The following is a 22,565-nucleotide window of genomic DNA, read 5'->3' as shown; positions in this document are numbered from 1 at the left end:
CCGGCACTGGCGGGGCGACCGCAACCCACTCAGGGAAGACATATGGATACTCGAACCCGCCCCCAACCTGGCGAAAAACAACGCGCCGCCGACAAGGTCGCGCGCATCCCGGTCAAGATCCGCCCGACCGAGCAGCCGCAGCGCAAGCCGAAGTGGATCCGTGCCCAGAGCCAGGCCCGGCCCGAGGTGCAGCGCATCAAGCGCATCCTGCGCGACCAGAAGCTGCACACCGTCTGCGAAGAGGCGAGCTGCCCGAACCTGGGCGAATGCTTCGCCCACGGCACCGCTACCTTCATGATCATGGGCGACATCTGCACTCGCCGCTGCCCGTTCTGCGACGTCGCCCACGGCCGCCCCGAGGCCCTCGACCCGGATGAGCCCCGTCACCTGGCGGAGACCATCCAGGCGCTGGGCCTGAAGTACGTGGTCATCACCTCGGTGGATCGCGACGACCTGCGTGACGGTGGCGCCGGCCACTTCGTGGACTGCATCCGCGAGGTCCGCAAGCTGAATCCGACCACGAAGATCGAGATCCTGGTGCCCGACTTCCGCGGCCGCATGGACCGGGCGCTGGAGATCATGCACCAGGCCCCGCCGGACGTCTTCAACCACAACCTCGAGACGATCCCGCGGCTTTACCGCGAGGCGCGTCCCGGCGCCGACTATCAGTGGTCGCTGGAGCTGCTAAAGCGCTTCCGCGAGCAGCATCCCGGAGTACCGACCAAGTCCGGCCTGATGCTGGGGCTGGGCGAGACCCGCGAGGAGCTTCTGGAGGTCCTGGCGGACCTGCGCGAGCACGGCTGCGACATGCTGACCCTCGGCCAGTACCTGCAGCCCTCGCGCCATCATCTGCCGGTCACGCGCTTCCTGGCACCAGAGGAGTTCGACGACCTCGGCGAGGCCGCGCGCGAAATGGGCTTCAAGCAGGTGGCGAGCGGCCCGATGGTCCGTTCGTCCTACCACGCCGACCTCCAGGCCCAGGGCCTCGAAACCGCCTGACCCGCCCGCCATCCCCTCTCACTGGGGCGTTGTCCCGCGCCCTGAGGCTGGGCCTGGTTCGGCATCTGGAGTTTACGGTGCCTTCGGTCCGCCGCCTGCCAAGCGCTGTTTCGGCAGCGCACCCCGAGGTACTTTCTTGCTTGCCCAAGAAAGTACCCAAAGAAGTGCACCCGGATTCCGCAAGGGGCTTCATACGGGGGGATGAAGGTCAAAACAAAAGTATCCCCATGCCTGCAGCCAACTCCAACGCCGTAGGGTGCGGTTGAGCGCAGCGAAACGCACCATCCCGACACCGGGGCTAACCCTGATGCGATTCGCTACGCTCATCGGCATCCTACCCACCCCTTGGTGCCCGCTCGCGGGCGCGGCACGCCATGGCCGAAGGCCGAGCGTGCCTAAAATGTCGGAAGACCCAGCCTCCATCCATGTGCTACGTCGCTGGGACAGCCGTTGTTTGGACCTTCACCCCCGTTGTCGTCGCGCCGAGTGGAGAGGGTTTTCGCGGGAAGAGAGGCGCTGACTGTCTGAGCGGAGCGACAGCGCAGCGAGTTTCAGCGCCGCCCGCGAAAACCCTCGGAGCGAGGGAAACCCCGGCCCGCATAGCGGGCCGGGGTCGCGGCAGTCGGGCGTGTTTCTTGGTTACTTCTTTGCACGAGCAAAGAAGTAACTCGGGGCGCGCTGCCGAGACAGCGCTTGGCAGGCGGCCGGACGAAGCCACCGTAAACTCCAGAGGACGAACCAGGTCCAGCCTCAGGACGCAGGACAACGCCCCAGCGCCAGAACCCGGACAAGCTCGGGCGGCAAAGCGGGCTCATGCCGGATGCTCGAAGCCTCGGCGGGAAACAGCTGTTCGGCTAGATGGGCGAGCAGCTGCTCGCGGACGCGGGTGGCGTCCAGCGGGCCGAGCAGTTGCTGCATGGAGGTCGCGGCGAGGCCGGGATAGCCACAGGGATTCATGCGCTGAAACGGTGCCAGACTCGGGGCGATGTTCAACGCCAGCCCGTGGATGCTGCGCCCGTGCCGGATGCGCAGGCCCAGCGCCGCAATCTTGGCCCCGCCTACATACACCCCCGGCGCCTTCTCCCGGCGCTGCGCGCCGATACCCCATTGCGCGAGCGTATCGATCACCGCCTGCTCCAGGCCCTGGACCAGCCGCCGAACCCCGATCCCCAGACGCGGCAGGTCCACCAGCGTGTAGACGACCAGTTGCCCGGGGCCGTGCCAGGTCACCTGCCCCCCGCGATCGATCGCCACCACCGGCGTCGCGCCGGGGTCCAGCAGATGCTCGGGGCGGCCATTACGGCCCTGGGTGAAGACGGGGGGATGCTCGACGCACCAGAACGCGTCCGGACGCGTCGCATCCCGCTCTCGGGCCTGGAGCTGCATCGCCTGCCAGACGGGCACATAGGGCTGCACACCCAGCAGACGGACCACGGGCCCGCCGGGAACGAGCGGGCCGGTCACAGGATCATGCGGACCCGGTCGCAGCGCCCCAGGGCCCGGTAAAGGTCATCGAGCTGGGCCTGACTGGTCGCGGTAAAGGTGATGGTGATGCCGACGAAGCGCCCGCCACTGGAGGCGCGCTGCTGGATCACGGCATCGTCCGGGTCCGGCACATGCTCTGCCACGCAAGCCTCCACGGCCTCCAGGAGTTCCGGGTGCGAGTCCCCCATGACCTTGATCGGAAAACGACAGGGAAACTCGATCAGGCTTTCGCGTTCGTCTGTCATGCGCACCCCTCGACCGCCGTCCGGGACTGGTGAGCGTCGCACTTTGCCTGCTGATACGCGGCATGAACGGCCTGCCAGGCCTGACCCGGGACCCCGGCTCCCACCGGATGGCCGTCGAGCCGACAAACCGGCAGGAGCTCCTTGGTTGAACTGGTCAGCCAGATCTCGTCGGCCGCACGCAACTCGGACTCGGACAGATCACGCTCCACGACATCGAGACCACACTGAACGGCCAGGCGCAGGACCAGGGCCCTGGTCACCCCCGGAAGCAGCGATGCTGCCAGCGGAGGCGTGACCAGCGTGCCATCGACCAGGGCGAACACATTGCTGGCCGCACCCTCCGTCACCTGCCCATCACGCAACAGGATGGCCTCGACTGCATCCTGTTCGCGGGCCTCCTGACGCGCGAGCACGTTGGCCAGCAGCGTAGTGGCCTTGATGTCACAGCGGGACCAGCGCGTGTCGGGCCCCGTGACCGCAGCGACCCCGGCCTGGCGGATCGTGTCCGGCAGTGGCGCGATCGGGTTCGCCATCGCAAAGACCGTGGGTGGTCCGGCGGCGGGAAAGGCGTGGTCGCGCGGGGCAACCCCGCGCGTGACCTGCAGGTACAGGCCGAGATCGGTGGGCTCATCCCCCTCGTTGCGCCGGACGAGCTCTTCCAGCATGGCCCGCCACTGGTCGAGCGACAGCGGCGATTCGAGGCGGATGGCGCCCAGCGAGCGCTGCAGTCGCTCCAGGTGTTGCGTCAGCAGAAACAACTGGCCGGCGTAGCTGGGAATCACCTCGTAGACCGAGTCCCCGAACAGAAACCCGCGATCCAGCGGCGAGATCCGCACGGATTCGAGCGGCATAAACTCGCCATTGAAATACGCAACGCTCACACTCGCTCCGAATCAGAACGGCCAGACCGAGCGCAACGACAAGGCAGCACCATCCCACAGGCGCCGCATCAGTCCGCCCTCCTCGACCTCTTCAAGGGCGACGACCGGCTGCTGCCCGATCAACTCGCCATTCAGGCGAGCCTGCACCTCACCCACAGCGGCCCCTGCGGCCAGCGGCGCTTCCAGCGGCTGGTTCAGCTCCATCGTGGCTTCAAGGTTGTCACCGCGACCCGGGGGCACGATCACCCAGAAGTCCTCGGCTAGCCCGACGGACACCTCGCTATCCGCACCACGATAGACGCGCGGGCTGCCCAGCTGCGTGCCCGCCTCGAACAGCCGCTGCGGTTCGGTAAAACGCATGCCCCAGTTGACCAGGGCCTGCGACTCGTTGGCCCGGCGCGTGCCACCCTCCTGGTGATTGGAGGCCTCGATTCCCAGCACCACGGCGATCAGCCGGCGATCGCTGCGTTTCGCCGACGAGACCAGGTTGTACCCGGCCGCGGAGGTCCAGCCCGTCTTCAGGCCATCGAAACCGGCGTCACGCCACAGGAGCATGTTCCGATTGCTCTGCGAGATATCGTTGAACTCGAACGAGCGCTCGCTGTAATAGCCGTAAAGATCGGGGAACTCGCGAATCAACGCCCGCGCCAGCAGCGCCATGTCCTGAGCGGAGGTGGACTGTGGCTCGTCGGACGGCAGCCCGTGCGAGTTGGTGAAATACGAGCGCGTCATCCCGAGTTCACGCGCCTGGTTGTTCATCATGTCGACGAACGCCCCTTCGGAACCGGCCACGGCCTCGGCCAGCGCAGTGGAGGCATCGTTGCCGGACTGGATAATCATCCCGCGCAGCAGGTCCTCGACCTTCACCTCGTCGCCGACCTCGATGAACATGCGCGACGCACCCCGCATGCCCGTGCGCCAGGCCCGCTCACTGATCGTCACCGTGTCCTCGAGCCCCAGCCGCCCGTCACGAATCTCGCCGAACACGACATAGGCCGTCATCAGCTTGGTCAGGCTGGCCGGTTCGCGATCAACATCCGCCTCGCGCGAGGCCAGCATCAGACCCGAGTCAAAGTCCATCAATGCATAGCTCTTCGCCGTCACATCAGAGGGCGGGCTGGGGATCCCGCTCGGCATGGCCCCACCACTGCCCGGAACCGGCAGGGGCTCATCCGCCATCGCCGGCATGGCGGCCACGCACACGGCCAGGGAGAGGGTCATCAGGGCGCGGCGGGCGACAGAATGGAGCGGGGGGATCATGGTGGTTCGAGGCCTCCTGTAGAGATGGCTAACGATAGCAGACCGGGTCCGCGCAGATGAACGCAAACGGAACCGGCGGTACAAAAACTGAGCGATACGCGGCGTCAGTCGTCGACGATGCGGTAGTCGACGTGGGCGGCCTCCTGCAGGCGCTCGGTCGCCTCCTGCAGCTCGGCCTCTTCCAACGGCCCGATACGTACCCGATGCAGATCCGCCTGCTCGTCGCGTTCCAGCGTCGAGATCGCGACCGACTCGAATCCGAGGGCCTCCAGGTCACGCTGGATCTCCTCCGCCGTTCGGCGTTCGGAAAAGGCCCCGATCTGCACCCAGCGGCCGTTGTTCGCGGCGGCCGCTGGGGCGTTTGCTTCGGTAGAAGAGCGCGCGTCATCGGAGGATGCCGCGACTGGGCTGCTGCCGCCCCCCTGGCTGGCCTCGGCCAGCTCGATCGGTTCCGGCACCGGCGGGCGCGATTCCGCCACACGCGGCGAATCGACGTCTTCCGGCCCCACGGCACGAATGCGCACCGGGGCCACACCGGCATCGGTCATGTCCAGCCGATGCGCCGCGGCATAGGAGAGGTCGATGATACGTTCGTCCACAAAGGGCCCGCGATCATTGACCCGCACAATCACGCGGCGGTCGTTTTCCAGGTTCACGACCTCGACATAGGTCGGCAGCGGCAGCGTCTTGTGGGCCGCCGTCATCGCGTACATGTCGTAGGGCTCCCCGCTGGAGGTGCGCCGGCCGTGGAACTTGGTTCCGTACCAGGAGGCCAGACCCTCTTCCTCAAACCCGGTGCTGGTACGCAGGGTACGGTAACGCTGCCCGAAGACCTCGTACTCGGGCGGGTTCCCATAGCGACTCGGGGGTTCGTCGGTCGGCACCGCATCGGGGATCAGTGCCAGATCCTGCGGGATATCATCCGGGTCCGGATAGGCGTCATAGGCCGCATCGCCCAGCGGGCGGTCCGGGTCTGCCTCGCGGTCGGGGGTCGACGAGCACCCCGCCAGCACCAGCGCGAACAACACCGCCAGCGCGGCGGCGGCCGCCCCAGGGCGACACCGTTTACTCGGCAAAGGCCTCGGCCAGCTGGTGGACGGCCATCGCATACAGCGGGCTCCGGTTGTAGCGGGTGATCACATAGAAATTGGGATACCCGAGATAGTATTCATACCCGTCCTCGCCCTCGAGGCGAATGAACGAGTACTTCCCGTCCTCGGCCACGGACTCGTCGGGATAAATGCCGTGCTCGGCGAGCTCGTCGAGGTCAAAGCGGGCCTGGTAATTGCGACTGATCAGCTCCTCGTGGGCATCGCCCTCGACCCGGGCGCGTGCCACCACCGGCTCGCCGGTCTGCCAGCCATGCTCGCGGAAGTAGTTGGCGACACTGCCGATGGCATCCGGCCAGGAATTCAGCAGGTCCCGGCGGCCACTGCCGTCGAAGTCCACCGCGTAGTGACGGTAGCTGGAGGAGATGAACTGTCCGCGTCCCATCGCGCCGGCGTAGGAGCCCCGCGTCTCGCGGACATCCAGGTCCTCCTCCTGCACCAGGGTCAGGAACTCGCCCAGTTCGCGGCGGAAGAAGTCCGCCCGCGGCGGGTAGTCAAAACCCAGCGTGACCAGCGCGTCGAACACGCGGAAGCCCCCGGTGTTGCGACCGTAGTTGGTCTCCACGCCGATGATCGCCGTGATCATCGCCTGTTCGACGCCGAAGGTTTCCTCGGCGCGCGCGAGCGTCTCGGCCTGCTCTTCCATGAAACGCTCGCCGCGCTCGATACGCAGGTCGTTCACGAAGATCGGGCGATAATCCTTCCAGGGACGCGCCTCGGCGGGGGCCGAGATCAGATCCAGGATGCGTTGCTGGGGATCGGCCTCGGCGAACATACTCTCCAGCTCATCGCGATCCATGCCCGCCTCGACCTGTTCGTCGATAAAGGCCTGGACCTCCTCGCGCTCGAGGTAGGGCGGGTCGCCGGCACGAAACTCGGACCCCGAAACATTCGACAGGGAGCAGGCCCCCAGTGACAGGATCAACCCGGCCTGCAGAAGGACGGAACGAAGGGTGCCCAGCGGGCGGAGGTTCAGGGTCATCGATTCACCAGGCGCTTTTGCGACGCGATGCTCATGAGAATACCGAAGGCGACCATAAGCGTCACCAATGATGTACCGCCGTAGCTCACCAGCGGAAGCGGCACACCGACCACGGGCAGAAGCCCTGTCACCATGGCGATATTGACCACCATGTAGACGGCGAAAGTCAGCGCCAGACTGCCACCCAGCAAACGGGCGAAGCGATCCTGAGCGAGGGCCGAGATCCACAGCCCGCGCGCCACGATCGCAAAATACAGCAACAACAGGAGCGCGACACCGATAAACCCGAATTCCTCGGCGTATACCGCAAAAATGAAATCCGTGGAACGCTCGGGCAGAAAGTCGAGGTGCGACTGCGTGCCGTTCAGCCAGCCCTTGCCGTACAGCCCGCCGGATCCGATCGCGATCTTCGACTGAATAATGTGATAACCGGTCCCCAGCGGGTCCGACTCCGGATTGAACAGGGTCAGCACCCGCTGGCGCTGGTAATCATGCATCTGCAACCACAACGCCGGGATCGCGGCAGCCGCGGCCAGACCCAATCCGACAAACCAGCGCCAGCTCAGCCCCGCCAGGAAGACCACCAGGAAACCGGCCGCACCCACCAGCATCGCAGTCCCCAAGTCCGGCTGGCGCATGATCAGAAACACTGGAACCAGGATCAGTGGCACCGTCACCAGCAGGTCGCGAAAACGCGGGCGGTCGTTGCGAGTGGACAGGTACCAGGCGACCATCATCGGCACCGCCAGCTTCATGATCTCGGAGGGCTGGAAGCGCATGAAGCCGAGATCCAGCCAGCGCCGCGCCCCCTTGCCGACCTCACCGGCAACCATGACCGCCAACAGTAGCGCGACACCGGCCACAAATAGCCATGGTGCCAGGGACCGCAGGGTACGCACCGGGATCTGCGCGGCCAGCACCATCGCGGCCACGCCGAGTCCGATGCGCATGGTCTGTCGCTCCAGGGCAATCATGCTCTCGCCGGAGGCACTGAACAGCACCGCCAGACCCACCAGCAGCAGGACGCCGATCAGCACCAGCAGCACGCCATCCAGACGCAGGCGCCCCAGCACCCACTGCCCTAGCGGCATCTCGCGACCCGTCACGCTGATCATTCGTCCTCCGCCACGTCGAGCGTCATTCCGGCGTCGCCTTTCAGGAAGGCGTCCATCACCTCGCGGGCCACCGGGGCCGCCACACGACCGCCCGAGCCGCCGTGCTCGACCAGCACGGCCACCGCGATCTGCGGATCGTCCGCGGGCGCATAGCCCACGAACAGGGCATGATCCCACAGATGCCGGGGCAGCTCGTCCTCGTCGTACTCCTCGTCCTGGCCAAGCCCGAAGACCTGCGAAGTGCCGGTCTTGCCCGCGATGCGGTAGTTCGTCGGCGGGCGGCTGCCAATCGACCCCCAGGCAGTGCCGTGGCGCGCATGCACGGCCTCGATCAGCGACTCGTGAATCGTGTCCCAGTGCTCCGGGGCCGCCTGCACCGGCTCGCGAGGCTGCGGCAGCAACCGTTCGAGTTCGCCGTTGCCATTATCCATCGATTGCAGCAGGCGAGGCTGGATACGCTGTCCGCGCCCGGCCAGGGTCGCCGTGAAGTCCGCCATCTGCAACGGCGTTGACAGCATGTAGCCCTGGCCAATCGCGGTAATCAGGGTCTCGCCGGGGAACCAGACCTGGTCATGTGTGGCCCGCTTCCAGTCACGGCTGGGCAGGATACCTGCGCGCTCGCCCGTGGCATCGATACCGACGCGCTGCCCAAGCCCGAATGCCCCCAGCATCGGCACCATGCGGTCGATCCCCATCGTATGCGCAAGGTCGTAGAAGTAGACGTCGGAAGACACGGCGATGGCGCGCGACATGTCGACCCAGCCATGCCCTTCCCGGCGCCAGTCACGATAGCGACGCTCATGGCCGGGGATCTGAAAATAGCCACGGGCAAACATCCGGCGATCCGCGGTGGTAATCCCCTCGTCCAGCGCGGCCAGCCCCACCAGGGGCTTGACCGTGGAGCCCGGCGGATACTGCCCGGTCAGGGCGCGATTGAACAACGGCCGCGCAGGGTCGGATTGCAGATCGGAAAAGGCGGCCTGGGAGATGCCGTGCACGAACATCTCGGGATCGAAGCCCGGGGCACTGACCAGCGCCAGCACCTCGCCGTTGTTCGGATCCAGCGCGACAATCGCCCCCCGCCGGCCCGCCAGCGACCGGTAAGCGGCACGCTGCAGGTCCGCGTCAATGGTGAGGGTAATGTCGGTACCGGCCTCCGGTGGCGTTACCGACAGCTCGCGGATCACCCGCCCCTGGGCATTGACCTCTACCTGGCGGTAACCCGGGCGGCCATGCAACAGATCCTCGTAGTAGCGCTCGATGCCGATCTTGCCGATATGCGAGCTACCGGCATAGGCACGCGGGTCCACCCGCGCCAGGTCCTGCTCGTTGATCCGGCCCACGTACCCGACCACATGCGAGAACTTGTCGCCGAGCGGATAGAAGCGCATCGGACGAGCCTCGATCTCCACGCCTGGCAACTCGTGCCGCGAGACCGCGATCCTGGCCACCGTGGTGTCGTCCAGGCCCGCCTTGAGCAGCACCGGCTGGAAGGGTCGGCGCTGACGCACGCCGCGGCGGAAACGTTCGATATCCGCGTCGGAGAGCTCGACAAAGTCATGCAGTCGTTCCAGGAGGTCGTCCAGATTGCCGGCCTGCTCGACCGTCACCTCCAACTGATAGGAGGCACGGTTGCCCGCCAGCAACTGGCCATTGCGATCCCGGATCACGCCACGACTGGGCGCAATCGGCTCCACCCGCAGCCGATTATTCTCCGACAGCGTGGTGAAATGGGTATGCGCGCCGACCTGAAGCCCCGACAGGCGCCAGCCAATCAGGAGCAGAACGGCGGCAAGCAGGAGCAGCGCCAGCAGAATACGGACGACAAACCGCTGCTGGTCCTGTTGTTCCTGTCCGTAGTCATCGCGCCCGGCCATTTCAGCGGACCGCCACAACAACGAACGCCGCGCACGCGGCGAACCCCGGCCCCGGGGATGCGGGGACGATCCACGCCACGTGCAGACGCCGGGCCGCTACCGGCTCAGATCTTGCTCTTCTGGTAACGCTTGTAGCTGGCAACAATCTCCGCCTTGGCCTCTTCGGCGCCGACCCAGCCTTCGACCTTGACCCACTTGCCCTTCTCCAGCTCCTTGTAGCGCTCGAAGAAGTGCTTGATCGAATCCAGCAGCTCCTTCGGCACATCTTCCGGCCCCTGGAACCGCCCGGACTGCGTGCACAGCTTGCTCACCGGAACCGCGAGAATCTTCGCATCCACACCGGCCTCGTCGGTCATCTTCAGCATACCAATCGGGCGCGAGCGCACGACCGAACCCGGCAGCAGCGGCACCGGGGTGATCACCAGCACGTCCACCGGGTCATTGTCTTCCGACTCCGTATTCGGGATGAATCCGTAGTTGCACGGATAGAACATCGCGACCGCCATAAAGCGATCGACCACCAGAGCCCCGCTGTCCTTGTCCATCTCGTACTTGACGGGCTGGCCCTGGGTGGGGATCTCGATCACCACGTTGATGTCGTTGGGGAGATCCTTGCCGGCTTCGATCTGGTTGAGGTCCATGCTTGGTTATATTCCGATTGTTTTGAAGAGCGGGGGATTATACAGGGGAGAGCCCCCGCAATGGCACCCGTCGCCGTCAGGCCAGGGAGCCACGGGCTGTAGTGAGCGGTTGCGGCCGATCACCCTCAGGCGGTATAAGACCGCGCTCGGGAAACGGTTTGCGCCGCACCGCCGCAACCCTTTCACGATGGCCATTTACCGTGCCGCCTCGTACCCGGCTTGTGCTGCGGTTCGGCGCCGCACCCGGCAGCAGGAGTCAGCCATGCGTATCGTCCTGATGGGCGCCCCGGGGTCCGGCAAGGGCACCCAGGCCAAGAAGATGGTCGCCACCTTCGGCATCCCCCAGATCTCTACCGGCGACCTGCTGCGCGCCGCAATGGCCGCTCAGACCGACCTGGGGAAGCAGGTCGAAAGCGCGATGAACGCAGGCCAGCTGGTACCGGACGACCTGGTCCTGGGGCTGATCCGCGACCGGCTGCAGGAGCCGGACGCACAAAACGGCTTTATCCTGGACGGCTTTCCACGCAACGTCGCCCAGGCCGAGACCCTGGATACCATGCTCGAGGAACTCGGGGCACCACTGGATCAGGCGATCCAGATCGACGTGCCGTTCGAGGAGCTGAAACAGCGCCTGACCGGGCGCGTCTCCTGCGGCGACTGCGGCGCGGTATTCAACTCCCATACCTTCCCGCCCCAGCAGGAAGGGGTTTGTGATCTGTGCGGTGGCGAACTCGTCCACCGCGCCGATGACACCGAAAAGACGGTCATCAATCGTCTGAAGGTCTACGAAGAACAGACTCAGCCGCTGATCGAATACTACGCCCGCCGCGATCTGCTCAAGCATGTGAATGGCACCCGCGACATCGCTCTGATCTTTGACGAGATCCGCCAGCTGCTAGGAAAACACTGACCCAACATGATCCGTGTTTCCCCAGGCTGAATCCCGCATGACGCCAGCGCCAGCCGGCTACGCACGCCCACTGCACCGCCGGGCCACGGCGCGGGCCATCATTGCCTGCGTGCTCGGCGTCACCGCCACGACGGCGCAGGCCGAACTCGAGCGGCTGGAGCGCCCCCCGGGCTGCGAATTCGCCCCCGGCATGGAGTGGCCCGAGATGCGCGAGCTCGCGGCCGAGATCACCGATATCGACGCCGATTACGTACGCCGCGAGGGGGAGATGATCAGCGCCCGCGGCAACGTCCAGCTCTTCGAACAAGGGCGCCGCCTGGACACCGAGTTCCTTGAATACGACCGGGCCACGGGCCTCGCCCGCACCGAGGGCAATACCCGGTTGTTCGACGGCGACCTTCTGCTGCACACCGACGGGGGCGAATACCGCCTGGACGAGGAGACCGGGGAGTTCCGGCGCATCGACTACCTGGTGCAGTCCGTGCCGGCACGCGGAAGCGCCGGGGTGGGCATCCAGCTCGCGCCTCACCTGCACGAATTCGAGAACGCCGAGTACACCACCTGCCCGATCGACAACGACAGCTGGTGGCTGCGCACACGTGATCTGGAACTGGACCGCGAACGCGGCATCGGTGTTGCCCGCAACGCCCGCATTGATTTCAAGGGCGTGCCCATCGCCTACACGCCGTACATCCACTTCCCGCTGGACGACCGTCGCCAGAGCGGCTTCCTGCTACCCAGCGCCGGGGTCAGCTCAAGACACGGGGTCGACATCAGCACGCCGTGGTACTGGAACATCGCACCGAACTACGACGCGACTTTCACCCCGCGCGTCATGACGGATCGCGGGGTGAAGCTCGGCACCGAGTTCCGCTACCTGCAGCCCCGCCACGAGGGCGTGGCCGATATCCGCTACCTGCCGAGCGACCGCGTATTCGGCGACGACCGGCACTACGTACAGTGGTTCCACCAGAGCCGCCTGACCTCGGACCTGCGCTTTCGCCTGGACGCCGCCGATGCCTCCGACAGCGAGTATTTCCGCGACTTCGGTGGCGCGGACCGCTACTCCGGAAGCACGCCCTATCTGCGCCGTCGAGCGGACCTGACCTACAACCAGCCCGCCTACCGCCTACGCACCCGTATCGAGGACTACCAGATCATCGACCCCGAGCTGCGGGCCCAGCGCGAGCCCTACCAGCGCCTGCCGCAGATCACCCTGGAGGCGGGCGAGTATCTGGGGCGCGGCCTGGCCTGGGACCTGGACACTGAACTGGTGCGCTTCGAGCGCAGCGAGAGCGACTCGCTGGAACCCCTGGGCACGCGCTTCGACCTCAACCCCACGGCCTCCTGGCGCTTCGATACCGGGGGCTTTTTCTTCGAGCCCAGCGCCGGAGTGCGCTATACGCATTACGAACTGGACCGCCGGGGCGAGCCGGGGCCCGAGTCGATCAGCCGCACCGTGCCGCGGGCCTCGATCGACACCGGCCTGGTCTTCGAACGTCCGATCCAGGACGGGCGTCGCCTGCAGACGCTGGAACCCCGGATCTTCTATGGCTATGTCCCGTTCGTCGACCAGAGCGATATCCCGATCTTCGACACCGGCGAGGCGGACTTCAGCTTCGACAACCTGTTCAGCCTCGACCGCTTCGTCGGCGCCGACCGGGTCGGCGACACCCACCAGCTGACCACCGCGCTGACCACGCGCATCTTCGACGAGCAGACCGGGCAGGAACGGATGAGCCTGTCGGCCGGCCAGATTCGCTACTTCGAGGACCGCGAGGTTCGCCGCGATCCGGACGGCGACCCACTGACGGAATCCCGTTCGGACCTCGCCCTTGAGGGCCGCGTGCGCATCGGCGATGCCTGGAGCGGCCGCGGCTCCATCCTCTACAACCAGGACGAAGGCGAGACCACCCTCACAGCGCTGTCGGTCAGCTACAGCCCGGGCGCGCGTGCCCGCATCAATGTGGGATATCGTCAGCGCGAGGCCGGCGCCCGCTCCATCGACCAGACCGATGTCTCCGTGCTGTGGCCGGTGACCCCGCGCATCGATGCGATCGGGCGCTGGAATTACAGCCTGCAGGAGGAACGTGATCTCGAACTTCTGGCCGGCCTTCAGTATCGTAGTTGTTGCTATGGCATCCGAGTGGTCGCCCGCCGCGCCTACGACTTCGACGAGACCTACGACAACTCGATTTATTTCCAACTCACGCTGGACGGGCTCGGACGCTTCGACTCCGGCGTGGATTCGCTTTTGAGCGAGGGTATAGCCGGATATGACGCACTCCCCTGACCACCACCGCCGGGCCTTCTGGCTCCCGCTACTGGGCGCCGTGCTCATGAGCCTCGGCCTGTCCGCACAGGCGCAGGTCCCCGGCAGCGAACAACCCGAGGACGCCGTCGAGGCCCCGGTCACCCCGGGGGCCGCCTCCGAGGCCGGAGCCCCCGCCGCGCCGATTACGCCACCGGAGGGGGATCAGTTCACCGATCGCATCCTCGCGGTCGTCGGCGACGACGTGGTAACCCAGCGCGAGCTGGTCGAGCGCATGAACCTGGTCGCCCAGCAGATGATGGAGCGCGGGACCCGCCCACCGGATCGTGACACCCTCGCGCGCCAGGTCATGGAGCGGCTGATCGTCGAGCGCGTTCAGCTGCAGGAGGCCGAGCGGGTCGGCATCAACATCGACGAGATGACCCTGAACCGCGCGATGGAGAACATCGCGCGCGAGAACCGCATGACCCTGCCGCAACTGCGCCAGGCCCTGCTGCAGGACGGTGTCGATTTCAACGCCTTCCGCGAACAGATCCGCAACGAACTGACCGTCAACCAGCTGCAGCGCCGCCAGGTCGACAACCAGATTCGCGTCAGCGACCAGGAGATCGCGGATCTGATCGCCTCCGAGAGCGGCGCCATCGACCGCGGCGTGCGCTATCGCATCGCGCATATCCAGGTCTCGCTGCCGCGCGGCGCGGATTCCGGCCAGATCGCCACCGCCCGCGAAAAGGCCCGCGAACTGCGCCAGCGGGTGCGCGAGGGCGAGGACTTCGCCAGCGTGGCTATCTCCGAATCCGACGCCCCGGATGCCCTGGAAGGCGGCGACCTCGGCTGGCGCACCGCTGGCGAGATCCCCTCCGTATTCGCCCGCGAGGCCGTGCTGATGCGCACCGGCGAGATCAGCGACGTGCTGCGCTCGCCGAACGGCTTCCACATCATGAAGCTGGTCGACCGCGAAGGGGGCGACCAGACCCGCGTCCGGCAGACGCAGGTCCGCCACATCCTGATCAGCCCGGACCAGGTCCGCAGCGACGAAGAGGCCCGCCGCCAGGCCGAGTCCCTGTACAACCGTATCCGCGAGGGCAGCGACTTCGAGGCCCTGGCCCGCGCGAACTCGGACGATCCCGGGTCCGCAGCCCAGGGCGGCCAGCTCGGCTGGATCAGCCCCGGCGAGCTGGTGCCCGAGTTCGAGGAGGCGATGAACGCCCTGCAGCCGGGCGAGATCAGCGAGCCGGTGGAGAGCCAGTTTGGCTGGCACATCATCGAGGTCCTCGACCACCGCGAGGTCGACACCTCGCGCGAGCAGATCCGAGCCCGTGCCCGCGAGATCCTGCAAAACCGCAAGCGCGAGGAAGAGATCGAGCTGTGGATGCGGCGTCTGCGCGACGAGGCCTATGTCGAGTACCGCGTTGACGGCTTCGGCTCCTGACGCCCGGACGCCGGGTGCAATCCCGCGTCTGGCACTGACCGCTGGCGAGCCGGCCGGGATCGGGCCGGATCTGCTGATTGCCCTGGCCCACGAGCCTGGCGGTGGCGCCCAGCGCGTCGCCATCGGCGATCCGGATGTCCTCGAGCAACGGGCGCAGCAGCTGGGCCAGTCGATCCACCTGATTCCCTTCGACCCCGCACGACCGCGCACTGCTACACCGCGCGGGACCCTCGAGATCGTTGCGGCCCCGGCCGGGAGCCCCGTACAAACCGGCATCCTCGACCCCCGGCACGCCGGAGGCGTGCTGGCAATGCTCGCCGCCGCCGCCGATGGCTGCCTCGATGGCACCTTCGATGCGATGGTCACCGGTCCGGTGCACAAGGGCGTGATCAACCGTGCCGGCATCCCCTTCAGTGGTCATACCGAGTGGCTGGCCGAACGCGCCGGCGCGCCCATGCCCGTGATGATGCTGGCCACCGAATCCCTGCGGGTCGCACTGGTGACTACGCACCTGTCCCTGCGCGACGTCCCCGACGCGATCACACCGGAGCGCATCGAGGCGGTCACCCAGGTACTCCACCACGACCTGGTCGAGGATTTCGGGATCGAGCAGCCGCGCATTGGCGTGTGCGGGCTGAACCCCCACGCCGGCGAAGACGGTGTGCTGGGTCGCGAGGAGATCGAGGTCATCACCCCGACGCTCGACCGTCTGCGGGCCGAAGGCCTGGACCTGCGCGGGCCACTGCCCGCCGACACCGCATTCACACCGCGCGCCCTTGCCGAGGTCGACGCGGTACTGGCGATGTATCACGACCAGGGGCTCCCGGTGTTGAAACATGCGGGATTCGGGCATGCGGTCAACGTGACCCTCGGGCTGCCCTTCGTGCGCACCTCGGTCGACCACGGCACGGCCCTCGACCTGGCCGGCAGTGGTCGCGCGGAGGTCGGCAGCTTCCTCGCGGCCGAGGGCCTGGCGCGGGAACTGGCCCGCCATCGCCTGCAGGCACAGGCCGCGAACGCCCATGGGTGACGCCGCATATGGGTAGCGCGTTGCCGCCGATCCGCAAGCGGTTCGGCCAGAACTTCCTGCATGATCAGGCCGTGCTCGCGCGCATCGTCGGCGCGATCGCCCCGCACCCCGACGACCCGGTGCTGGAGATCGGCCCTGGCCGAGGGGCCCTGACGGGCGCCCTGCTGGAACGCCTGAATCGTCTGGTCGCAGTGGAGATCGACCGTGACCTGGCGGCCGGCCTGCGTGCCGCCTTTGCCCCGGAACGCCTGGAGCTCCATGTGGGCGACGCCCTGGATCTGGACCTGGCAAGCCTCGGCCCGCCACCGGAGGGTGGCTGGCGGGTCGTGGGCAACCTGCCCTACAACATCTCGACCCCCCTGCTGTTCCACCTGCTCGATCAGATGGAGGCCATCCGCGACATGCATTTCCTCCTGCAGCGCGAGGTGGTCGAGCGCATGACCGCCGTCCCCGGCAGCAAGACCTATGGCCGGCTGACGGTCATGCTCGCGGCGCGCGCCCGGGCCCAGTCGCTGTTCGGGCTCCCCCCCGGTGCCTTCCACCCGCCGCCCAAGGTCCACTCGGCGGTCGTGCGCATCACACCACTGGAGGCGCCGCTGGTGGACAGCGCACTGTATCCGGCGTTCGCAAAGGTCGTGAACCAGGCCTTCTCCAACCGCCGCAAGACGCTGCGACGGGGGCTGTCCGGACTGGTGGATGCCGCCCGGATCGAGGCCGCCGACCTGGACCCGGGCGCCCGCCCGGAGACCGTGGACGTCCACGGCTTCGCGGCGCTGGCGCGACTGGTCGCCCCCGCCTGACCAGCCCCGCCAGCAGAGCGTGATCCGCTATGATGAGCCCATGGACTTCATGGTGGCCGACATCGGAGGTACCCGCACCCGGGTCGCACGTGCGCGCCGCAGCGGCGCGCACTGGTCGCTGCACGACATCCGCCGCTACCCCAGCCGCGACTTTCCGGACCTGGACCACATCCTCGAGGCCTGGCGCAACGAGGTCGAACCGGCCGAGCCGCTGGCCTCTGCCGGTCTGGCCCTGGCCGGCCCCGTTCAGGGCAGTCGGGCCCGCGCGACCAACCTCGACTGGCCCGAACTGGATGCGCGTGCCCTCGAGCAGACACTGGGCATCCCCGTCGCCCTGATCAACGATTTCGCCGCTGTCGGCGCCTGCCTGGATGCCCTGGAACCCGGAGACCGGCTCACCCTGCAGAACGCAGCGGCCGATCCGGAGGGTTTGCGCCTGGTAGTCGGGGCCGGGACCGGTCTCGGGACCTGCCTGGTCGGCCCGCCGCAGCAGCTCGTCATCCACCCCGGCGAAGGGGGGCACGCACGCTTTTCCCCGGCCGACGCAGACGAGGCGGCGCTCGCGGCATTCGTCAGCGCCGAGGAAGGGCTTTGCACCCGCGAGCATCTGCTCAGTGGCCGCGGCATTGCACGCATTGCACGCTTCGAGCTGGCACGCCGGGACGATACCGCACTGGCGCGGGCCCTGGCCGCTGCCGACCCGGCCGCCGCAATCAGTGACCTGGCCGATGCCGGCCACGCGGCGGCCCTCGCGGTCGTCCAGCGTTTTGTAACGATCTATGCGGGACAACTGGCCGACATGGCCCTGACCGCCCTGCCCACCGGCGGGCTGTATCTGGCTGGCGGGATCGCCCCGCGCTGGGCCGATTACTTCCAGGACACGACGTTTCTGCGGGCCCTGCATAATCGCCCACCGATGACCCACTTGCTTGAGCGACTGCCCGTGTCCCTTATCATGCACCCTGAACCCGGCCTGCTGGGCGCTGCCGTCAGCGCCTGGTTCCAGACAGGAGCTGCAACCGAATGAATTCGCCTCGCGAAACCGAAGAACACGCCATCGAGATCGAGGTCGCCACGGCCTATGTCGAGGACCAGTCGGAGCCCGATGACGACCGCTACGTGTTCGCCTACCACATCACGATCCGCAACTCCGGCGCGCTGACCGTGCAGTTGCTGAATCGCCACTGGATCATCCGCGATGGCCGCGACCAGACGCAGGAGGTGCGCGGCGAGGGCGTGGTGGGCGAGCAGCCGCGCATCGAGCCCGGTGACAGCTTCGAGTACACCAGCGGCACGGTGATCGAGACGCCGGTCGGCACCATGGAGGGCAGCTACGGCATGCAGGACGAACGCGGCAACACCTTCGAGGCGCCGATCCCGCCCTTCACCCTCTCCGTACCCCGCACGCTGCACTAAGCCAGTCGCTATGGCCCTTTACGCCGTCGGCGACCTCCAGGGCTGCCTGGACCCGCTGGAACGCCTGCTGGAGCAGGTCCGTTTCGACCCCGCCACGGACCACCTGTGGCTGGTGGGCGACCTGGTCAACCGCGGGCCGGACTCGCTTGGGTGTCTGCGCCGCGTACGCGCCCTGGGCGATGCCGCGACCACCGTGCTGGGCAATCACGACCTGCATCTGCTGGCCACCGCCGAGGGGGTACGCACCCCCGGCAACAAGGATACCCTGCGCCCCGTGCTGGACGCCCCGGATGCCGCCGAGCTGCTGGAGTGGCTGGCACAGCGCCCCCTGCTGCACACCGATCCCGCGGCTGGCTGGACCCTGGTGCATGCTGGCATCCCGCCCGACTGGGATCTCGAAACCGCACAGATCGAAGCCCGGCGGGTGGAGGCCGAGCTGCGCGATCCCGCGCGACGCCATGCCCTGTTCGAAGTGATGTACGGCGACGAGCCCACCCACTGGGACCCGGAGCTGGCCGGGTATGATCGCCTGCGCTATACGATCAACTCCTTTACCCGCATGCGCTATCTGATGCCCGATGGCGGTCTGGAATTCTCGGGAAACGGGCCACCGGAAGACGCCCCGGCCACCCTGACGCCGTGGTTTGCCTGGCCGGGCCGCCCGAGCAGAGGTTTGTCCCTGGTATTCGGTCACTGGGCCGCCCTCGGACACCGCCGAGGACCCGACTGGCTGTCACTGGACAGCGGCTGTGTCTGGGGCCGAGAGATGACGATCGCGCGCCTCGACGAGACCCGCGACCCCTATCAGATACGTATCTGGCAGGCAGCGTGCGGCTAGGAAGAAGGCTCCCAGGAGCTCATTCGCCGGCGACGGTCATCGATTCAACCAGGATCGAGCCGGTGTGGATGTTGCCCCGGCGGTCGACGTCGGTCCCCACCGCGACGATGCGCTGGTAGATGTCCTTGAGATTGCCGGCGATGGTGATCTCTTCCACCGGGTACTGGATCTCGCCATTCTCCACCCAGAAGCCGGCGGCCCCGCGCGAGTAGTCGCCGGTGACCGCGTTCACACCCTGGCCGATCAGTTCGGTCACCAGAAAGCCCGTGTCCATCTCGGTCAGCAGGGCGGCAAAGTCCCGCTGGCCCGGCTGTACGGTCACGTTGCGCGCGCCGCCTGCGTTGCCAGTGCTCTCCAGCCCCAGGCGCCGGGCGGCATAGCTGTCCAGGGTATAGCTCTGCAGTACGCCGTCAGACACCAGAGGACGGTTGCGCGTACGCACGCCCTCGCCGTCGAACGGGGCACTGCCGAGCGCGCGCGGTGTCAGCGGGCGTTCCTCGATCTGCATCCAGTCGGGGAATACGGACTCCCCGACCGCATTCAGCAGGAACGAGCTGTGTCGATACTGTGCGGGGCCGGAGATCGCGCGGGTAAAGCTGCCGATCAGCGTGCGCGCCATCTCCGGGGCAAACAGCACTGGGCAGCTGCGCGTGGAGAGTTTGCGCCCGCCCAGTCGCCGCACGGTGCGCTCGGCGGCCTGACGCCCGATGGCCTCGCAGGCGTCGAGGTCCGCCGCGCGGCGGGCCACGGTGTAGGCATAATCACGCTGCATGCCGGCATCGTCGCGCGCCACCAGGGCACAGGACATCGAATGACGCGTGCTGCGATACCCGCCCATGAAGCCCTGCGAGTCGCCGAGAAAAGCGATCGCACGGCGGGTGCTGACGCTCGCACCTTCGGAATTCTCGATCCGCGAATCGGCGGCAAAGCCCGCGGCCTCGATCGCACGCGCGAGTTCGGTCGCCTGTTCCGCATCGCAGTCCCAGGGGTGATCCAGGTCCAGGTCATCCCACTCCCCGGCCTTGAGCGCGGGATCGGGCATCCCGGCATGGGGGTCCGGCTCGGTGTAGCGCGCGATGCGGCAGGCGGCCTCGACCGTATCCAGCAGGGCCTGCTCGCCGAAATCGGTGGTCGAGGCAGCCCCCTTCGACTGGCCAAAATAGGCAATCAGCGACAGACTCTGGTCGCGCTCGTATTCCAGCGTCTCGATCTCGCCCTTGCGCACGGAGAGTTCCAGCCCGACGCTGTGGCTGACCACCGCCTGCACATCCGAGGCTCCCTTCGCACGGGCCGCGTCCAGGGTCCGCTGGACGCGATCCTGCAGGGAGTCGGCGGAATGGGACAGGGCCTGGATCTCGAGATCCGGCGCCATGCGTTCGGGGGATGTGCTCATACAGACGTCCGTTTGCCTTCAGATCAACAGAATCGGCGGGCCGGGTTTATCCCGGCCCGCCGTGGTGTGCGAAGCCCCGCGGGGCTTCAGGAGGGGCGGCCCGTGTGCTTGTGTACGGCGCCAACGTTGCCCCAGCGTTCCAGGTCCTCGACGTGCACGCCGACCCAGTAAAGCTTGCCGACGCTGTCACGGGTCCAGCCACCAACCAGTTCCTGGCCCTCGCCCAGCTCGACGTGATCGGCGAAATGCTCGGCACGTTCGCGGTCGCGGAAGACATGCCACTGCACGATCTTGTCGTGGCCGTGCCCCTCCGGCAGGGAATGTTCCTGATCCAGAAAATCCAGCTTCATCTAAGCCTCCTTGTCGCTGCTCGTCCGCGGGCACTCCGGGCCGGCGTCAGGCCGCCTGGGTGCCCCCCACGGTCATGCCGTCGATACGCAGGGTGGGCTGCCCCACGCCTACCGGCACGCCTTGCCCTTCCTTGCCACAGGTCCCCACACCGGGGTCCAGGCGCATGTCGTTGCCCACCATCGAGACGCGGGTCAGAACGTCCGGGCCGTTGCCGATCAGGGTCGCGCCCTTGACCGGGTAGGTCACCTTGCCCTTCTCGACGCGATAGGCCTCGGAAGCGGAGAAGACAAACTTGCCGGAGGTGATGTCCACCTGTCCGCCGCCGAAATTGACCGCATACAGGCCGTCCTCCACCGAGGCGAGGATCTCCTCCGGGTCGGCCTCGCCCGCCAGCATGTAGGTATTGGTCATGCGCGGCATCGGCAGATGGGCGTAGGACTCGCGACGGCCGTTGCCAGTCGACTGGACTCCCGTCAGCCGGGCGTTCATCTCGTCCTGCATGTAGCCACGCAGGATGCCGTCCTCGATCAGCACGGTCTGCTGCGTCGCAGTGCCCTCGTCGTCCACGTTCAGCGAACCGCGACGCCCTTCCAGCGTGCCATCGTCAACGATGGTGATGCCCTTTGCAGCCACCCGCTCGCCGATACGCCCGGAGAAGGCCGAGGTCCCCTTGCGGTTGAAATCGCCCTCCAGGCCGTGGCCAATCGCCTCGTGCAGCAGCACACCGGGCCAGCCGGGCCCCAGCACGACCTTCATCGTGCCGGCGGGCGCGTCGCGCGCCTCCAGGTTCACCAGGGCCTGGCGCACCGCCTCGCGGGCATAGCCGGCCGCGCGATCGTTCTCGAGGAAGTAGCGATAACCGAAGCGACCACCGCCCCCGGAGGTACCCGACTCGCGACGATCGCCCTGCTGGGCGATCACCTGAACGCTCAGGCGGACCAGCGGACGTACATCGGTGGTCAGCTCGCCACGAGCGTTCAGCACGAGGACCACCTCGTGCACTCCGGCGAGGGAGCACATCACCTGGGTCACGCGCGGGTCGGCGGCACGCGCCGCGGCGTCCACTTCCTTGAGCAGGTCGATCTTGGACTGCTCGTCCAGCGAGTCCATCGGGTTCTCCGGGGCGTACAGCGCCGGCCGCGAGGGCGCGCGGCTCGCCACCGCGATCCGGCCGCTCTGTCCAGCATCGGCGATGCTGCGCGCGGTCCGCGCCGCATCCAGCAGCGCCGGCATCGCGATATCGTCGGAGTAGGCAAACCCGGTCTGTTCGCCGCGCACCACGCGTATGCCCACCCCGCGCTCGATATTGAAGCTGGCCGACTTGACGATGCCGTCCTCCAGCGACCAGCCCTCCTGGCAGGCAAACTGGAAATAGCAGTCGCCCCCGTCCACGCCGCGGCCAAAGGTCGTGCCGAGCAGGGTGGTCAACTCGTGGTCGCCCAGGCCGGCCGGGTCGAGCAGGGTTTGTTGGGCAAGGCTGTCGATCATGGAATCCTCGGGGTTCAGGAATGCTTTCAGTATGGAGCTTG

The 22,565-nt window shown here is 67.2% G+C and carries 21 protein-coding genes; 9 read left to right on the top strand and 12 right to left on the bottom strand.

Features of this window, described 5'->3' with window-relative positions; genetic code table 11:
• Positions 1 to 42: 42 nt before the first annotated feature.
• Positions 43 to 999 (top strand): lipoyl synthase, encoded by a 957-nt coding sequence (gene lipA / locus F579_RS0112215; protein ID WP_019024959.1) that lies wholly within the window; start codon positions 43 to 45, stop codon positions 997 to 999.
• A gap of 750 nt (positions 1,000 to 1,749) precedes the next feature.
• Here lipA and lipB read toward each other — a convergent pair.
• From lipB to ppa, 9 genes are all read right to left on the bottom strand, one after another.
• A complete protein-coding gene (gene lipB, locus F579_RS0112210; protein ID WP_019024958.1) occupies positions 1,750 to 2,463 on the bottom strand; it encodes a lipoyl(octanoyl) transferase LipB in 714 nt (237 codons plus the stop codon).
• Positions 2,460 to 2,729 carry a YbeD family protein gene (locus F579_RS0112205; RefSeq protein ID WP_017925710.1) on the bottom strand — a complete coding sequence of 90 codons (270 nt, stop codon included), beginning with the start codon at positions 2,727 to 2,729 and terminating at the stop codon, positions 2,460 to 2,462. The genes lipB and F579_RS0112205 overlap by 4 nt, the downstream gene beginning before the upstream one ends.
• Positions 2,726 to 3,610, bottom strand: coding sequence for a D-amino acid aminotransferase (locus tag F579_RS0112200; RefSeq protein ID WP_019024957.1), 885 nt, complete (start codon positions 3,608 to 3,610; stop codon positions 2,726 to 2,728). The genes F579_RS0112205 and F579_RS0112200 overlap by 4 nt, the downstream gene beginning before the upstream one ends.
• Positions 3,611 to 3,622: 12 nt before the next feature.
• Entirely contained in the window at positions 3,623 to 4,870 is a 1,248-nt protein-coding gene (locus F579_RS0112195; RefSeq protein WP_012983336.1) for a D-alanyl-D-alanine carboxypeptidase family protein, read from the bottom strand.
• Between the two features lie 104 nt (positions 4,871 to 4,974).
• A complete protein-coding gene (locus F579_RS0112190; protein WP_196800388.1) occupies positions 4,975 to 5,979 on the bottom strand; it encodes a septal ring lytic transglycosylase RlpA family protein in 1,005 nt (334 codons plus the stop codon).
• Entirely contained in the window at positions 5,936 to 6,961 is a 1,026-nt protein-coding gene (mltB, locus tag F579_RS0112185) for a lytic murein transglycosylase B (RefSeq protein WP_019024955.1), read from the bottom strand. Before mltB ends, F579_RS0112190 begins: the two co-directional genes overlap by 44 nt.
• Complete coding sequence (rodA, locus tag F579_RS0112180) at positions 6,958 to 8,076, bottom strand: rod shape-determining protein RodA (RefSeq protein WP_019024954.1); 1,119 nt, start codon at positions 8,074 to 8,076, stop codon at positions 6,958 to 6,960. The genes mltB and rodA overlap by 4 nt, the downstream gene beginning before the upstream one ends.
• Positions 8,073 to 9,953, bottom strand: coding sequence for a penicillin-binding protein 2 (gene mrdA / locus F579_RS0112175; protein ID WP_019024953.1), 1,881 nt, complete (start codon positions 9,951 to 9,953; stop codon positions 8,073 to 8,075). Before mrdA ends, rodA begins: the two co-directional genes overlap by 4 nt.
• Positions 9,954 to 10,057: 104 nt before the next feature.
• The gene (ppa, locus tag F579_RS0112170; protein WP_012983341.1) at positions 10,058 to 10,594 is read right to left on the bottom strand and encodes an inorganic diphosphatase; all 537 of its coding nucleotides are present in this window, start codon (positions 10,592 to 10,594) and stop codon (positions 10,058 to 10,060) included.
• A 262-nt stretch (positions 10,595 to 10,856) separates the two neighbouring features.
• Between ppa and F579_RS0112165 the strand changes: the two genes are divergently transcribed.
• Genes F579_RS0112165 through F579_RS0112130 form a run of 8 tightly spaced genes read left to right on the top strand, consistent with a single transcriptional unit; the run spans position 10,857 to position 19,292 of the window.
• Positions 10,857 to 11,504: an adenylate kinase gene (locus F579_RS0112165; RefSeq protein WP_019024952.1), complete on the top strand. Its 648-nt coding sequence runs from the start codon at positions 10,857 to 10,859 to the stop codon at positions 11,502 to 11,504.
• 37 nt (positions 11,505 to 11,541) lie between these two features.
• Entirely contained in the window at positions 11,542 to 13,797 is a 2,256-nt protein-coding gene (locus F579_RS0112160) for an LPS-assembly protein LptD (RefSeq protein ID WP_019024951.1), read from the top strand.
• On the top strand, positions 13,781 to 15,208 hold the full coding sequence (locus F579_RS0112155; protein ID WP_019024950.1) for a peptidylprolyl isomerase: 1,428 nt from the start codon (positions 13,781 to 13,783) through the stop codon (positions 15,206 to 15,208). The genes F579_RS0112160 and F579_RS0112155 overlap by 17 nt, the downstream gene beginning before the upstream one ends.
• On the top strand, positions 15,174 to 16,238 hold the full coding sequence (gene pdxA, locus F579_RS0112150) for a 4-hydroxythreonine-4-phosphate dehydrogenase PdxA (RefSeq protein ID WP_019024949.1): 1,065 nt from the start codon (positions 15,174 to 15,176) through the stop codon (positions 16,236 to 16,238). The genes F579_RS0112155 and pdxA overlap by 35 nt, the downstream gene beginning before the upstream one ends.
• A gap of 8 nt (positions 16,239 to 16,246) precedes the next feature.
• A complete protein-coding gene (gene rsmA / locus F579_RS0112145) occupies positions 16,247 to 17,038 on the top strand; it encodes a 16S rRNA (adenine(1518)-N(6)/adenine(1519)-N(6))-dimethyltransferase RsmA (protein WP_019024948.1) in 792 nt (263 codons plus the stop codon).
• Positions 17,039 to 17,078: 40 nt separating this feature from the next.
• Positions 17,079 to 18,065: an ROK family protein gene (locus F579_RS0112140; RefSeq protein ID WP_019024947.1), complete on the top strand. Its 987-nt coding sequence runs from the start codon at positions 17,079 to 17,081 to the stop codon at positions 18,063 to 18,065.
• Positions 18,062 to 18,454 (top strand): Co2+/Mg2+ efflux protein ApaG, encoded by a 393-nt coding sequence (gene apaG, locus F579_RS0112135; RefSeq protein WP_012983348.1) that lies wholly within the window; start codon positions 18,062 to 18,064, stop codon positions 18,452 to 18,454. The genes F579_RS0112140 and apaG overlap by 4 nt, the downstream gene beginning before the upstream one ends.
• 10 nt (positions 18,455 to 18,464) lie before the next feature.
• Positions 18,465 to 19,292 carry a symmetrical bis(5'-nucleosyl)-tetraphosphatase gene (locus F579_RS0112130; protein WP_019024946.1) on the top strand — a complete coding sequence of 276 codons (828 nt, stop codon included), beginning with the start codon at positions 18,465 to 18,467 and terminating at the stop codon, positions 19,290 to 19,292.
• A 19-nt stretch (positions 19,293 to 19,311) separates the two neighbouring features.
• Here F579_RS0112130 and pmbA read toward each other — a convergent pair whose 3' ends face one another.
• The 3 genes from pmbA to tldD all read right to left on the bottom strand — a co-directional run bounded on the left by pmbA (position 19,312) and on the right by tldD (position 22,524).
• Complete coding sequence (pmbA, locus tag F579_RS0112125; RefSeq protein ID WP_019024945.1) at positions 19,312 to 20,685, bottom strand: metalloprotease PmbA; 1,374 nt, start codon at positions 20,683 to 20,685, stop codon at positions 19,312 to 19,314.
• A gap of 86 nt (positions 20,686 to 20,771) precedes the next feature.
• Positions 20,772 to 21,035 (bottom strand): hypothetical protein, encoded by a 264-nt coding sequence (locus F579_RS0112120; protein WP_012983351.1) that lies wholly within the window; start codon positions 21,033 to 21,035, stop codon positions 20,772 to 20,774.
• A 46-nt stretch (positions 21,036 to 21,081) separates the two neighbouring features.
• Positions 21,082 to 22,524 (bottom strand): metalloprotease TldD, encoded by a 1,443-nt coding sequence (gene tldD / locus F579_RS0112115; RefSeq protein ID WP_019024944.1) that lies wholly within the window; start codon positions 22,522 to 22,524, stop codon positions 21,082 to 21,084.
• Positions 22,525 to 22,565 lie beyond the last annotated feature (41 nt).

This window comes from Thioalkalivibrio sp. ALJ21, assembly GCF_000378605.1.
Lineage (GTDB): Bacteria > Pseudomonadota > Gammaproteobacteria > Ectothiorhodospirales > Ectothiorhodospiraceae > Thioalkalivibrio.
Note: the sequence above shows the minus strand (reverse complement) of the source record. Positions and strands in the feature narration are given on the sequence as shown.

Excerpts from the sequence above, each read along its gene's own strand:
- pmbA (WP_019024945.1), bottom strand. The coding sequence starts at position 20,685 with ATGAGCACATCCCCCGAACGCATGGCGCCGGATCTCGAGATCCAGGCC.
- F579_RS0112205 (WP_017925710.1), bottom strand. The coding sequence starts at position 2,729 with ATGACAGACGAACGCGAAAGCCTGATCGAGTTTCCCTGTCGTTTTCCG.
- F579_RS0112120 (WP_012983351.1), bottom strand. The coding sequence starts at position 21,035 with ATGAAGCTGGATTTTCTGGATCAGGAACATTCCCTGCCGGAGGGGCAC.
- F579_RS0112190 (WP_196800388.1), bottom strand. The coding sequence starts at position 5,979 with ATGCGATGGCCGTCCACCAGCTGGCCGAGGCCTTTGCCGAGTAAACGG.
- mrdA (WP_019024953.1), bottom strand. The coding sequence starts at position 9,953 with ATGGCCGGGCGCGATGACTACGGACAGGAACAACAGGACCAGCAGCGG.
- F579_RS0112140 (WP_019024947.1), top strand. The coding sequence starts at position 17,079 with ATGGACTTCATGGTGGCCGACATCGGAGGTACCCGCACCCGGGTCGCA.
- lipA (WP_019024959.1), top strand. The coding sequence starts at position 43 with ATGGATACTCGAACCCGCCCCCAACCTGGCGAAAAACAACGCGCCGCC.
- rodA (WP_019024954.1), bottom strand. The coding sequence starts at position 8,076 with ATGATCAGCGTGACGGGTCGCGAGATGCCGCTAGGGCAGTGGGTGCTG.
- F579_RS0112130 (WP_019024946.1), top strand. The coding sequence starts at position 18,465 with ATGGCCCTTTACGCCGTCGGCGACCTCCAGGGCTGCCTGGACCCGCTG.
- apaG (WP_012983348.1), top strand. The coding sequence starts at position 18,062 with ATGAATTCGCCTCGCGAAACCGAAGAACACGCCATCGAGATCGAGGTC.
- F579_RS0112165 (WP_019024952.1), top strand. The coding sequence starts at position 10,857 with ATGCGTATCGTCCTGATGGGCGCCCCGGGGTCCGGCAAGGGCACCCAG.
- F579_RS0112155 (WP_019024950.1), top strand. The coding sequence starts at position 13,781 with ATGACGCACTCCCCTGACCACCACCGCCGGGCCTTCTGGCTCCCGCTA.
- pdxA (WP_019024949.1), top strand. The coding sequence starts at position 15,174 with ATGTCGAGTACCGCGTTGACGGCTTCGGCTCCTGACGCCCGGACGCCG.
- ppa (WP_012983341.1), bottom strand. The coding sequence starts at position 10,594 with ATGGACCTCAACCAGATCGAAGCCGGCAAGGATCTCCCCAACGACATC.
- mltB (WP_019024955.1), bottom strand. The coding sequence starts at position 6,961 with ATGACCCTGAACCTCCGCCCGCTGGGCACCCTTCGTTCCGTCCTTCTG.
- F579_RS0112195 (WP_012983336.1), bottom strand. The coding sequence starts at position 4,870 with ATGATCCCCCCGCTCCATTCTGTCGCCCGCCGCGCCCTGATGACCCTC.
- F579_RS0112160 (WP_019024951.1), top strand. The coding sequence starts at position 11,542 with ATGACGCCAGCGCCAGCCGGCTACGCACGCCCACTGCACCGCCGGGCC.
- rsmA (WP_019024948.1), top strand. The coding sequence starts at position 16,247 with ATGGGTAGCGCGTTGCCGCCGATCCGCAAGCGGTTCGGCCAGAACTTC.
- tldD (WP_019024944.1), bottom strand. The coding sequence starts at position 22,524 with ATGATCGACAGCCTTGCCCAACAAACCCTGCTCGACCCGGCCGGCCTG.